This is a genomic window from Nocardia sp. NPDC004860 (assembly GCF_040609015.1).
Taxonomy (GTDB): domain Bacteria; phylum Actinomycetota; class Actinomycetes; order Mycobacteriales; family Mycobacteriaceae; genus Nocardia.
The window spans coordinates 355,100-366,812 of sequence record NZ_JBEXJI010000001.1; the positions used below are offsets into that span (position 1 = coordinate 355,100).

13 protein-coding genes are annotated in these 11,713 nt (G+C 66.8%); 4 read left to right on the top strand and 9 right to left on the bottom strand.

The annotated features are described in order from the left end of the window. Positions 1 to 240: 240 nt before the first annotated feature. Together ABZV44_RS01520 and ABZV44_RS01525 are read right to left on the bottom strand one after the other, a co-directional pair. Positions 241 to 648, bottom strand: coding sequence for a PIN domain nuclease (locus ABZV44_RS01520; protein WP_354830521.1), 408 nt, complete (start codon positions 646 to 648; stop codon positions 241 to 243). A gap of 8 nt (positions 649 to 656) precedes the next feature. Further along, complete coding sequence (locus ABZV44_RS01525; protein ID WP_354830522.1) at positions 657 to 866, bottom strand: type II toxin-antitoxin system VapB family antitoxin; 210 nt, start codon at positions 864 to 866, stop codon at positions 657 to 659. Positions 867 to 1,075: 209 nt separating this feature from the next. On the opposite strand from ABZV44_RS01525, the gene ABZV44_RS01530 reads away from it, so the two are divergent. Continuing rightward, entirely contained in the window at positions 1,076 to 1,606 is a 531-nt protein-coding gene (locus ABZV44_RS01530; protein ID WP_354830523.1) for a hypothetical protein, read from the top strand. Positions 1,607 to 1,693: 87 nt separating this feature from the next. Here ABZV44_RS01530 and ABZV44_RS01535 read toward each other — a convergent pair whose 3' ends face one another. From ABZV44_RS01535 to rplN, 4 genes are read right to left on the bottom strand one after another with little or no spacing between them, the layout of a single operon-like run. Further along, positions 1,694 to 1,879: a type Z 30S ribosomal protein S14 gene (locus ABZV44_RS01535; RefSeq protein ID WP_029923637.1), complete on the bottom strand. Its 186-nt coding sequence runs from the start codon at positions 1,877 to 1,879 to the stop codon at positions 1,694 to 1,696. 3 nt (positions 1,880 to 1,882) lie between these two features. After that, complete coding sequence (gene rplE / locus ABZV44_RS01540; protein ID WP_354830525.1) at positions 1,883 to 2,449, bottom strand: 50S ribosomal protein L5; 567 nt, start codon at positions 2,447 to 2,449, stop codon at positions 1,883 to 1,885. Between the two features lies 1 nt (position 2,450). Then, positions 2,451 to 2,765 carry a 50S ribosomal protein L24 gene (gene rplX / locus ABZV44_RS01545; protein ID WP_040804283.1) on the bottom strand — a complete coding sequence of 105 codons (315 nt, stop codon included), beginning with the start codon at positions 2,763 to 2,765 and terminating at the stop codon, positions 2,451 to 2,453. 2 nt (positions 2,766 to 2,767) lie between these two features. Beyond that, on the bottom strand, positions 2,768 to 3,136 hold the full coding sequence (rplN, locus tag ABZV44_RS01550) for a 50S ribosomal protein L14 (RefSeq protein WP_033090674.1): 369 nt from the start codon (positions 3,134 to 3,136) through the stop codon (positions 2,768 to 2,770). Between the two features lie 344 nt (positions 3,137 to 3,480). Between rplN and ABZV44_RS01555 the strand changes: the two genes are divergently transcribed. Both ABZV44_RS01555 and ABZV44_RS01560 read left to right on the top strand, forming a co-directional pair. Further along, on the top strand, positions 3,481 to 5,520 hold the full coding sequence (locus tag ABZV44_RS01555) for a M13 family metallopeptidase (RefSeq protein ID WP_354830527.1): 2,040 nt from the start codon (positions 3,481 to 3,483) through the stop codon (positions 5,518 to 5,520). A 78-nt stretch (positions 5,521 to 5,598) separates the two neighbouring features. Continuing rightward, entirely contained in the window at positions 5,599 to 7,653 is a 2,055-nt protein-coding gene (locus ABZV44_RS01560; RefSeq protein WP_354830528.1) for a M13 family metallopeptidase, read from the top strand. Positions 7,654 to 7,683: 30 nt separating this feature from the next. Here the strand turns inward: ABZV44_RS01560 and ABZV44_RS01565 are convergent, their stop codons facing one another. Genes ABZV44_RS01565 through ABZV44_RS01575 form a run of 3 tightly spaced genes read right to left on the bottom strand, consistent with a single transcriptional unit; the run spans position 7,684 to position 10,408 of the window. Beyond that, on the bottom strand, positions 7,684 to 8,019 hold the full coding sequence (locus tag ABZV44_RS01565) for an MmcQ/YjbR family DNA-binding protein (protein ID WP_354830530.1): 336 nt from the start codon (positions 8,017 to 8,019) through the stop codon (positions 7,684 to 7,686). After that, a complete protein-coding gene (locus ABZV44_RS01570) occupies positions 8,016 to 9,416 on the bottom strand; it encodes a SagB family peptide dehydrogenase (RefSeq protein WP_354830531.1) in 1,401 nt (466 codons plus the stop codon). The genes ABZV44_RS01565 and ABZV44_RS01570 overlap by 4 nt, the downstream gene beginning before the upstream one ends. Further along, positions 9,413 to 10,408 carry an ABC transporter substrate-binding protein gene (locus ABZV44_RS01575; RefSeq protein ID WP_354830533.1) on the bottom strand — a complete coding sequence of 332 codons (996 nt, stop codon included), beginning with the start codon at positions 10,406 to 10,408 and terminating at the stop codon, positions 9,413 to 9,415. The genes ABZV44_RS01570 and ABZV44_RS01575 overlap by 4 nt, the downstream gene beginning before the upstream one ends. 190 nt (positions 10,409 to 10,598) lie before the next feature. Between ABZV44_RS01575 and ABZV44_RS01580 the strand changes: the two genes are divergently transcribed. After that, positions 10,599 to 11,693: an AMP-binding protein gene (locus ABZV44_RS01580; protein ID WP_354830535.1), complete on the top strand. Its 1,095-nt coding sequence runs from the start codon at positions 10,599 to 10,601 to the stop codon at positions 11,691 to 11,693. Positions 11,694 to 11,713 lie beyond the last annotated feature (20 nt).

The following is an 11,713-nucleotide window of genomic DNA, read 5'->3' on the forward strand; positions in this document are numbered from 1 at the left end:
CGCGCCAATTTCTCAGTTGTAGTGCGAGTTTGGAACGGTTGGACTTGCCGCCCGGCTGCGCATGGCAGCGCACTCCAACCGCTGCTCGCTCTCCGACTGTGGATCAATTCTCCTTGAACGGGAAGCCGATGTGCTCGAGCAGGGCGCGGCCTTCTGATCTGGTGGGCCTCCGAGGCGGCGTCGAGATCGGATTCGGCGGGTGCCGAGGTCGCGAAGCGGGCCTAGAGAGCCAGAGCGGAGTCACGGAATCGAGCCGGGCGGTGAAATCCACTGTGTCGGTTGGCCGGTCACGCCGGCAACCGTCTCGAAATCATGGTCGTAGTGGAGAATTGTGAGATTATGGGTGGCAGCTGTGATCGCTACCGACAGATCCGTGACGCCTGCGCTGCGATGTCGGCCGGATTCGGTGAGGGATTGTTGTATGCGATGAGCCCGCTGCCATCCATCGTCGGGCATGACAACCCATCCGAAGAGCTCGGACATGAGCTCCTTCTTGCGCAGTCGGTCCGCCAGGGAAGTCGCGCTGAAGAGGAACTCGAGTTCGACAACGTCGCAGACGGCGATCACCCCGGCGGTCAGTGGCTCTTCCCAAGCCTTGCGCAGAGATGGATTCGAGAACAACCGTCCCGCGGCCGAAGTGTCGATCAAGTAGTGGATCATGGGCGGTAGTTGCCCTTCTCGAGCAGGATGTCGAAATCACCCCGCTCCCCCATCTCCGCTAGCTCCGCGAGAGCCTTGGCTCGTTTGATCCGCTTCGCGACCTCGATGAGTGCGGCATTCACCGTGTCCTTCTTGGTGGATGTGCCCAGAATGCGCTGGGCCTCCGCGAGTGCCTCATCATCGACTTCGATCAGAAGTTTGGACATGGACGAACTCCTCACCGATTCGCCTATATATGCAATATCAGATTCAAATATACCCGATATCGAGCGCAACGTGCGCCAAGCCGGCAAGTAGTTGCGCCAATGCCGATTCGAATCGGCTGAGCAATCGGTCGGTCACCACGAAGCCAGTGTCTGGCCCGCCCGGTACTGCTAGGCTCCCCGCTCTGACGATGGGGGAAGGACCGGTTTTCATGCCAGGGAAGATCGGGACAGCCACCGATAGACCGCGCAAGCGCTCACTTCGGGTGTCATATCTGCTACCGGCGACGGTGGCGGCCGCGCTGGTATCGAGTGGGTGCGTCGCCGCCCCCTCGGAGCGTGCGGCCCCGAGCACTACCCTGCCGCCGATCGCCCTCACCACTGTGCGACCGACAACCACCACACGAGTCCCGACCACTACGGTCCCGACAACCACCACACAGGCCCCGACCACCACCTACGCGGACACCGAACCGACCGATGTGGCGATCTGCATGGACCCGGAAACCAACGTACGGGTCGACGATGACCTTTGCGACACCGACGAGGACACGTATTCACGCTTCTGGCTGCATCATTCCTCGTCGCTGATCTACCCCGCCGTCGGCGCGGTCGTAGGCCTGACGCTGGGCAGCTTCATCCGCCCCGCCACCGGCCGCGTCCTCGACCGCGGCGTCCCCGCGGCCGGCGGCCGGGTGTTGCGCGGCGGATTCGGCGGCCATCTCCCCAGCGGCGGCAGCTGAAGCCTCATCGCGTCGAAGGCCCCCGCCGAGACGGATCTCGGTGGGGGCCTTCGGGTTTGGTATTACGCGGTCACCAGGACCGGCAAGTCACCAGGACGACTTGTGGACGCCCGGGAGTTCGCCGCGGTGGGCCATCTCGCGCAGGCACACGCGGCACAGGCCGAACTTGCGGTAGACGGCGTGCGGGCGGCCGCAGCGCTGGCAGCGGGTGTAGGCGCGCACCGCGAACTTCGGCTTGGCGTTGGCCTTGTTGATCAGAGCCTTCTTAGCCATGGATCAGTTCTCCTTGAACGGGAAGCCGAGGTGCTTGAGCAGGGCCCGGCCTTCTTCGTTGTTGGTGGCGGTGGTCACCACGGTGATGTCCATACCACGCGGACGGTCGATCTTGTCGACGTCGATCTCGTGGAACATGGACTGCTCGGAGAGACCGAAGGTGTAGTTGCCGTTGCCGTCGAACTGCTTCGGCGACAGACCGCGGAAGTCGCGGATACGCGGCAGCGCGATCGAGATCAGACGGTCCAGGAACTCCCACATCCGGTCGCCGCGCAGGGTGACCTTCGCGCCGATCGGCATGCCCTCACGCAGCTTGAACTGCGCGATGGACTTAGTCGCCTTGCGGATCTCGGGCTTCTGGCCGGTGATCAGGGTGAGGTCGGCGACCGCACCGTTGATCAGCTTGGCGTCACGGGCGGCGTCGCCGACACCCATGTTGACGACGACCTTCACCACGCCCGGGATCTGCATCACGTTGGCGTAGTTGAACTCGTTGTTCAGGGCCGGCTTGATTTCCTCGCGGTAGCGGGTCTTCAGGCGCGGCTGCACCTTGTTCTCAGTAGAAGTCATCTCAGATGTCCTTCCCGTTGCGACGGGAGATGCGGACCCGCTTGCCGTTCTCATCGGTGCGGTAGCCCACGCGGGTCGGCTTGCCGTCGGAGTCGACGACCATCACGTTGGAGGCCTGGATCGGCGCTTCCTGGGTGACGATGCCGCCCGAGCTGGCGCCACGCTGGTTCGCGGAGTTCGCGACGTGCTTCTTGATGCGGTTCACGCCCTCGACGAGGACCTTGCCGGTCGCCGGGTAGGCCTGGATGACCTTGCCCTTGGCGCCCTTGTCCTTGCCCGAGATCACGATGACCGTGTCGCCCTTGTGCACCTTCATGGTTACAGCACCTCCGGGGCCAGCGAGACGATCTTCATGAAGCGCTTCTCACGCAGCTCACGGCCGACCGGGCCGAAGATGCGGGTGCCACGCGGATCGTTGTCCGCCTTGATCAGCACCGCAGCGTTCTCGTCGAACTTGATGTACGAGCCATCCGGGCGACGACGCTCCTTGACGGTGCGCACGACGACGGCCTTGACGACCTCGCCCTTCTTGACATTGCCGCCGGGGATGGCGTCCTTGACAGTGGCGACGATGATGTCGCCGATGCCGGCATAGCGGCGCGACGAACCACCGAGAACGCGGATGCAGAGGATCTCCTTGGCACCCGTGTTGTCGGCGACGCGCAGCCGCGACTCCTGCTGAATCACTTCAGCTCCTCCTAGACCTGGACGATATGCACGCCGGATTGCCGACCCGACGGGCATGGTCAGTTGCCCTTCAGCTGAGCCAATGGCCCGCTCCGCAGGTACGCGGGGCAGCGCCTGCCAGCGGTTTTTCACCGAACAGGAGAACAACCACTGTGGGTTCGCGGCCGAAGTGCGGGCATAGCTCCCGCAGGCAACCGGAACAGTTTAGCGAAGACCCTGTTCAGGGTGAAATCGGGGCGGAGCAGATGGCTCGGCGCGGATTCAGATTTTCCTCAGTCGGGTCAACTAGCGTCGGCGCGAGCAACGTCCGAGCTGTTCCGATCATCCGGTAGAGGAGATTCGCGTTGTCCGAGCGCCCCATCGCTCTCGACCGCCGTACGTTCCTGATCGCCCTGGGCCTGGCGCCCGCCGTGGCCGTATTGCCCGCCTGCTCCCCGGACTCCCAGTCCTCGAAACCGCCGACCGGGCCGGACATGTCCGGGTCGGATCCGACGGTGCGGCCGCAGGACGATCTGTACCGGTTCGTCAACGGGAAGTGGCTGCAGGAGTATCAGCTGCCACCGGACAAGTCGTCGTTCGGGACCTTCGACGACGTGCAGGAGCGGGTCCAGGGGCAGCTGAGGGAGATCATCGAGGGGATCCGCGATCCCAAGGCCGGGTCGGACGAGCAGAAGATCCGCGACCTCTACGACGCGCGGATGAACCGGGACGAGATCGAGACGCTCGGCATGACGCCGCTGCAGGATCTGTTCGATCAGATCGACAAGGCCGCGACCAAGCCGGATCTCGCGCATGTGATGGGCGGATTCACCACTGTGGGTCTCATCGGCCTGAGCGTGGGCCCGGACCCGAAGAACTCCAATGCCTATCTCCCCTCGATCGAGCAGTCCGGGCTCGGCATGGGCGAGCAGTACTACCGCAAGCCCGAATACGCCGCCCGGCTCGCCGCGTACCGGACGTTCATGCAGCGCCTCGCCGCCGGAGCCGGGTTCCCGGACCCGACCGCGCTGGCCGACCGGGTGGTGGACCTGGAGACCCGCATCGCCGGATTCCATTGGGACAATGTCAGAACCCGCGATACCGACGCGACCTACAACCTGATGACCTGGACCGAGCTGACCGCGCTGGGACCGCAATTCGACTGGGACCCTTGGCTTTCGGGGAACACCGACCGGCCCAAGAACATGTTCGGCAAGGTCGATGTGGCCGAGCCGTCGTTCGTGACCGGCGCGGGGCAGCTGTGGGCCGACGTCGACCTCGCCGCCTGGCGCGAGTACCTGAAGCTGAGCCTGGTGCGCGCGTACGCGCCCTATCTGCCCAAGGCGATCGCCGACGCCAATTTCGATTTCACGGGCAAGGTGGTCCAGGGGCTGCGGGAACAGCCGGAGCAGTGGCGGCGGGCCGTGGAAACGGTCAACGACGCCGTGGGCGAAGCGCTCGGAAAGCAGTACGTGGCCAAGCATTTCCCGGCCGAGGCCAAGAAGCGGGCACTCGAGATGGTCGACGATCTGCGCGCGGCGTATCGGGAGAACTTCCAGAATTCGACGTGGATGTCGCCACCCACCCGGGACGCGGCCATCGCGAAACTCGGGAAGATCAACGCCAAGATCGGCTACCCGGACAAGTGGAAGGACTACTCCAAACTCACGGTCACCAGGGGCAGGCTGGTCGAATCCCTGCGCGCCACGGACGCTTTCGAGGCGAAGCGGATGTTCGATCGGCTGGGGACGCCGGTGGACAAGTCGGAATGGGTCATGCCGCCGCAGACGGTGAACGCCTACTACAACCCCAGCGGCAATGAAATCGTGTTCCCCGCGGCCTTTCTGCAGCCGCCGTTCTTCGATCCGGATGCCCAGCCCGCGGTGAACTACGGTGCGGGCGGTGCGGTGATCGGGCACGAGATCGGCCACGGGTTCGACGATCAGGGCTCCAAGTACGACGGGGACGGCAATCTGAAGGATTGGTGGACACCGGAGGACAAGGCGGCCTTCGCGGCCAAGACCAACCAGCTGATCGCGCAGTACAACGCGCTGGTGCCGGCGGGCCTGCCGCCCGATCAGCACGTCAACGGCGAGCTCACGGTCGGTGAGAATCTGGCGGATCTGCGCGGGCTCGAGATTTCCCTGGCGGCCTATCGGATGGCCGAGAAGCGCAAGGGGACGGATACTCCCGACTATCGGCCGATGTTCGAATCCTGGGGCCGGACCTGGCGCACCAAGATGACCGCCGAGGCGCTGCAGAGTCAGATCGCGTCCGATCCGCACTCTCCGGCCGAATTCCGGTGCAATCAGGTGGTACGGAATCTGGGCGAGTTCTACAGCACCTATCACCTGAAGGACGGCGACAAAGCATACCTGCCGCCGGACCAGCGCGTCACCCTCTGAGAACGTGACAACCCGCGCGAGGCCGCCGTCCCCGGTAGCCTCGCGTCGGTATCGCAGCTTCGGGGAGAGGTAGTGCCTGTGAGTTCGTCGGATCGTCCGGCCGGTATGGACCGTCGTCGTTTTCTGATCGCGCTCGGTCTCGCGCCGGCCGTCGCCACGCTGGCGGCGTGTAGCAGCGATACGAAGAACACGGTCACCTCGACCCAGCTCACCGGCCCCGACATGTCCGGGTCGGACGCGACGGTGCGGCCGCAGGACGACCTGTACCGGTTCGTCAACGGCAAGTGGCTGCAGGAGTATCAGCTGCCGCCGGACAAGGTGTCGTTCGGGACCTTCGACGATGTCGCGGATCGGGTCCAGGGCCAGCTGCGCGAGATCATCGAGGACATCAAGGATCCCAAGCCGGACACACCCGAGCAGCAGATCCGCGATCTGTACGACGCCCGGATGGATGTCGACACCATCGAGCAGCTGGGCCTCACGCCGCTCGCCGACATGTTCGCCGACATCGACAAGGCCACGGGCAAGCCGGAGCTGGCCAAGGTGATGGGCGCGCTGCCGATCGGCGGGCTGATCGGGCTGGGCGTCTCGGTGGACCGGAAGAACTCCCGCACGTACATCGCCTCGGTCGGTCAATCCGGAATCGGCTTGAGCGAGCAGTACTATCGCAAGCCCGAATACGCCGACAAGCTGGCCGGATACAAGGCATACCTGGAGAAGATCGCGACCGGGGCCGGATTCCCGGACCCGGTGGCCATGGCGGGCCGGGTACTGGATCTGGAGAAGCGGATCGCGGCCGGGTTCTGGGACAACATCAAACTGCACGACACCGAGGCCAGCTACAACAGGATGTCGTGGACCGACATGGTGGCGCTGGCGCCGCAATTCGATTGGGAGCCCTGGCTTTCCGGGAATACCGATCGGCCCAAGAGCCTGTTCGCGACGGTGATCGTCGGCGAGCCGTCGTTCGTCACCGCGGCGGGGCAGCTGTGGCACGACGTGGATATCGCGGTGTGGCGGGACTACTTGAAACTGTCGCTGGTGCGGGAGTTCGCCCGGTTCCTGCCGAAGACGCTCTCCGACGCCAACTTCGAATTCTTCGGCACCGTGATGAGCGGGCAGCAGCAGCGGCCGGAGCGGTGGAAGTCGGCGGTCGGCACCGTCGACAGCACGGTGGGCGAGCAGCTCGGAAAGCTGTACGTGGCCAAGCATTTCCCGCCCGAGGCCAAGAATCGGGCGATGGACATGGTGGCCGACCTGGTCGCGGCCTACAAGGACAACTTCACCAATTCGACGTGGATGTCGCAGCCCACCCGGGACGCCGCGCTGGTCAAGCTGGGCAAGATGGGCGTGAAGATCGGCTATCCGGACAAGTGGGAGGACTACACCGGGCTGAAGATCACCCGGGGCCAGCTCATCCAATCCCTGCGCGCCGCCAATGTTTTCGGCGCCAAGAAGATGTTCGACAAGCTGGACAAGCCGGTGGACAAGACCGAGTGGGGTATGACGCCGCAGACGGTGAACGCCTACTACCAGCCGGTCAACAATGAAATCGTGTTCCCCGCAGCCTTTTTGCAGCCGCCGTTCTTCGACCCGAAGGCCGAGGCGGCGGTCAACTACGGCGCGGGCGGCGCGGTCATCGGTCACGAGATCGGCCACGGCTTCGACGATCAGGGCTCCAAGTACGACGCGGACGGCAACCTGAAGGACTGGTGGACCGCCGAGGACCGGGCGAAGTTCGACGCCCGTACCAAGAAGCTCGTCGACCAGTACAACGGCCTGGTCCCCGCTGGTCTCGACCCCGCGCACCACGTCGACGGCACCCTCACCCTCAGCGAGAACGTGGCCGACAACCGCGGCCTGCAGATGGCCTTCGCCGCCTATCGCATCAACCAGAAGCGGGCCGGCGTCGAGAACCCCGACTATCAGCCCATGCTCGAATCCTGGGGACGCAACTGGCGATCCAAGCAGACCTCGCAGTACACCGAGAATCTGCTCGCCAACGACTCCCATTCGCCCGACGAGTTCCGTGCCAACCAGGTGGTCCGCAACCAGGCCGAGTACCACGCGGCCTTCACCACCAAGGACGGCGACAAACTCTTCCTGGCCGAGGACCAGCGCGTCACCTTCTGACCCACCCCGATCGCGGCGGGATCCGGCCGTTCAGACCGGATCCACCAGTTCCCGGGGTGCGGCCAGCCGCCAGGAGTCGGTGACGATGGCCGTCAGTTCATCGTGGTCGTCCAGGGCGGCGAGTCGCACCCGCACCCACGCGTTCCCGGCCTCGTGCGGGGCGATCCAGAACTTCTCCGGCTCGGCCTGCACCAGCTCGTCCCGATCCACGATGGGGCACCGGACCGCCATGGAGGTCTCGTTCTCGGGCAGGGTCAGGAACAGTTTCCCGGCCACCCGGAAGGTGGGCATCTGCCATTCGAACTGCTCGGTGGTGCGCGCCAGCGCGAGCGCCACCGCCCGCACCTGATCCCCGGTCGCCGTCATGATCTCGATGCTCCCAGCCGGGTATGACACCCGGACCAGCGGTCCCCCGCGGGGGTGCCGAGGATCATGCTGCCCACATTGCATTCCTCCAGTTCGTCGGCACCGGTGGCGGCGGTGAAGGCGGCGGTGTCGGAGAAGCCCTGGGCCACCGCACCGAGGTTCATGGCGGTGGCGGTGAGGTAGAGGGTCTGCATGAGGACCCCGACGTGTTTGAGGATATTCGCGTAGGCGACCGACTCGTAGGACCACATGACGCGACCTGCCCGAGCCGAGATCAGCAGCAGCAGTTGGGGTTCGGCGGCGTTGGCGAGGGTGGCCGTGGTGGTGCGCACGAGTCGCTGGACCGCGGCGGAATCGGCGGGGGCGACGGGGCGCAGGGCGTGCTCGAAGGAGTCGTAGTGGTACATGCCGGGGGTCAGGCCCTCGACATTGCGGACCACCGGATACAGCTCCAGTTCGTGGACGCTGCCGCCGGAAGGGTAAGGGCGGGAAGGGAGTTCGCCGCCGTCGGGGGTGGACTCCACCGAGCGGGTGCGGGCACTGCGGTAGAGCAGTTCGGCCAGCTGGGCGAGGGTGATCGGCCGGGCGTCGTCGAAGGACCGGCAGGAGCGACGGTCCTCGAGGACGGCGGTCAGGGCCGGGTCGGTGGCGCGGAGAGTGGCGAGGTCCGGCGCCGGGAGCGCGATCGGGGCGCCCGGGTAGGGCGCGCGCCGCGCCGGGCGTTGCGGGAACTCGTCTTTCGCCCATGCCGTGGGGCCGAAGTTGTCCCAGGTGACGGTGCGGGAGCCGAGGGTACTGCGCCGGTGGAACCAGAGGTCGGGGGCGCTCCAGCTGCGGGTGGTGAAGTCGCGGTCCTCGGCGGCGGGGTCGGCGGTGAAGCCGCCCCAGCGCAGGTCGGCGGCGATGCGGACCGAAAGGGCCTCGGGCAGGCCGAGTTCGGTGGGATCGGCGCCGGCGGCGAGGGCCAGCAGGCGGGGGTCGTGGACGCGGAGGTCGCACCAGGAGGTGGGGTGCTCCAGGACCAGGCCGTCCGGATCACGGTGGATGACAGTGAATTTCGACAGGACCGGGCGCGGTCCGCCTGCGCTCGGACGCGCGGGCGGGGTGACGAAGGGGCGCAGGGTGTAGAGGTCCCGGTCGCCGTCGCGGACGGTGACCTCCAGCCAGCCCGTCCCGGCCAGCCGGTCGAGAAGGGTTGCCACCGACTCGGATTCGGCCGCGAGTTCGCCCGCAGTCGCCGGACCCCGATTGAGGGTCTTCAGCGCCTGGCTCTGGGCCGGGGTGAGCCCGGTCAGCTTCTCGTTGTGCGGCGGGTTCAACAGGACCGCGCCGCCGGGGACGGTCAGGCAGGTGACGCCGGGACGGAGGGCGTAGCGGAAGTCGTGGGTGCGGATCATTTGGCGGCGTTGGCGAGAGCCGGTTCGAGCTTGTCGAGCAGGTAGGGCAGGGCCAGCGGGGTGGGCTGGTTGATGGCGCTGATCTCCTGGACGGTGAGGAAGACCGCGGAGTTCTTCTTGACCGCGGGCAGCGCGCCGAATCCCGGTAGGCCGCGGTACTTCTCGTCCATGCCGGGCGAGTAGCCGGCCAGCAGCAGGTCGGAGTCGAGTTCGTCGAGGCGTTCGGGCGAGAGGGCCAGGCGGCCGCCGGAGCCGCCCTGGTCCACCAGATGCTGCGGGATGGTCATGCCGAGCTGGGTGAACAGGCGGCTGGACCCGTCCTTGGGGTCGGTGAGCACCATGAGCTGCGACGGCCCGGCCAGCCAGGAGCTGATGAAGGTCTTGTTCTTCAGGCCCGGATTGCGTTGCGCGATACCGTCGATGCGGCCGTTCAGGTCGGCGATCAGCTTGTCGGCGGCGTCGGTCTTGTGCAGCACCTGGCCGAGCGCGCGCACCTGGTCGGCCCAGGGCGTGACGGCCTCCTTGGTGAGCCCGGGCAGGGTGGGCGCGACCTTGGACAGGTCGCCGTAGGTCTTGGCGTCGGCGATGAACGGGTCGGCCAGGATCAGGTCCGGGTTCAGCGCGGCCACCTGTTCGGCGAGGTTGCCGGTGGTCTGCAGCGCGGTGGACTGTGCCAGCGCGGCCGGTTCCCACGGCGGTGCGCCCTTGCTGAGCACCGCGATGTTGTCGATGTAGCCGACCGGGGTGACGCCGAGCGCCTGCGCGGTATCGAGCCACTGATTGCCCAGCGCCACGATGCGGGCCGGGGTCCCGTTCACGGTGGTCTGCCCGAGGGCGTGGGTGATGGTGACCGGTTCGCCACCGCCGGCGGCCGAGTCGTTGGACTTCGATCCGCAGGCCGCGAGCCCCAGGGCGAGCAGGCTCACCACGGCCGCAATGGCGGCTCGCGCGGTGATCGATCGCCCGCTGCGCGCGGTGAACGCCGACTTCATCGTGACTCTCCTGTCTGCCGATGCCCGCCCGTTCGAGGGCGAGCGGTAGGTGAGCCTAGCCTAATTTTCCCGAGGAGTGGGGACCGTTGTCGCCGATTCGATCCCCTAAGGGGTGGTTGATCGTGCCCTCGATCGATTAGGTTAGGGTTGCATAAGTTAGAACCGGGGGTTTGGAACGATGGAGCGAGCGGTGCCGGAAATCTTGTCCGCCGTCGAGCGTCATCGGCTCGTGGACGAATGGGCCAATGGCGTCGAACTGTACGACGTGCCGTCGGTCTCCATGCTCATCGAGTGCGGGCGCCGCGTGCCCTCCCTGCGGACCGCCGTGCGCTGCGGCGATCACATCCTCACCTATGCCGAACTCTTCGAACGCCTCGACGGCGGCGTCACCGGGACCGCCGGGCCCACGCTCGACGATCTGGCCCGCGTGCTGTGCGATATCGCCGCGGCCGCCGAATTCGGCTCGGTGCTGTCCGAACTCGGGCCGCACGGCACCGGCATGAAGCCGGTCGCGGTGGCCGCGGCCGCCGACGATCGCCGCGCGGTTGCCGCTGATCAACGCTCCTGCCCCATCGACCGGGCCTACGGCTCGCCGGATGTGCGGCTGCTGGCCATCCACTGGGACACCACCGACGCCGCGGTGGAACTGCTGGCCACGCTGGCCGACGGCGCGACCCTGGTACTGGCCACCGCCGCTCAGCGCGCGGACGCGGCCGCCCTGGCCGAGCTGATCGCCCTGAGCGCCTCGACCCATGTGGTGGCCGACGCCGGGACCCTCGCGAACCTGGCCTTCCTGCCCTCCCCAGCGCTGCCGACCGTGCGGCGCTGGGATGTGTTCGGAAACGACTGCCCGGCCGCGCTTTCCGCCCTGCTGCGCGAACTGGCCCCCGGGTCGTGCACCGGATTCGCCTACACCACACCGGAATACGCGGGCGTCGCGGCGCGCGGACCGCTGGACGGCTCCGGCCGGGTGCGGCCGATTCCGGGCGCGCGGCTGCTGGTGCTGGACGAGTCGCTGCGGCTGGTGCCGCCGGGACGCTCCGGGCAGGTGTACCTGGGTGGTTCCGCGCTGGCGCTGGAATTGGACGGTGCCGCTGAGGGTTTCGTGGACGACCCCTTCGTGCCGGGCGGGCGGCTGGTACGCACCGACACGCACGGCGGCTGGACCGCCGATGGCTGGCTGCTGCTGGACATGATCGAATCCGTGTCTCCCGCAGCGCCTTCGGCCACCGAGCCGATCCCCGCGCCGGGCCGGGGCGACACCACCGGCTACGCCGCGGCCTGACCGCGCCCCGCCCGTATCTT

What these genes read in the sequence shown, in the direction of transcription:
- ABZV44_RS01525 (WP_354830522.1), bottom strand. Translation starts at nt 866, where the DNA reads ATGTCCAAACTTCTGATCGAAGTCGATGATGAGGCACTCGCGGAGGCC.
- ABZV44_RS01530 (WP_354830523.1), top strand. Translation starts at nt 1,076, where the DNA reads ATGCCAGGGAAGATCGGGACAGCCACCGATAGACCGCGCAAGCGCTCA.
- ABZV44_RS01535 (WP_029923637.1), bottom strand. Translation starts at nt 1,879, where the DNA reads ATGGCTAAGAAGGCTCTGATCAACAAGGCCAACGCCAAGCCGAAGTTC.
- rplE (WP_354830525.1), bottom strand. Translation starts at nt 2,449, where the DNA reads ATGACTTCTACTGAGAACAAGGTGCAGCCGCGCCTGAAGACCCGCTAC.
- rplX (WP_040804283.1), bottom strand. Translation starts at nt 2,765, where the DNA reads ATGAAGGTGCACAAGGGCGACACGGTCATCGTGATCTCGGGCAAGGAC.
- ABZV44_RS01565 (WP_354830530.1), bottom strand. Translation starts at nt 8,019, where the DNA reads ATGACGGCGACCGGGGATCAGGTGCGGGCGGTGGCGCTCGCGCTGGCG.
- ABZV44_RS01570 (WP_354830531.1), bottom strand. Translation starts at nt 9,416, where the DNA reads ATGATCCGCACCCACGACTTCCGCTACGCCCTCCGTCCCGGCGTCACC.
- ABZV44_RS01575 (WP_354830533.1), bottom strand. Translation starts at nt 10,408, where the DNA reads ATGAAGTCGGCGTTCACCGCGCGCAGCGGGCGATCGATCACCGCGCGA.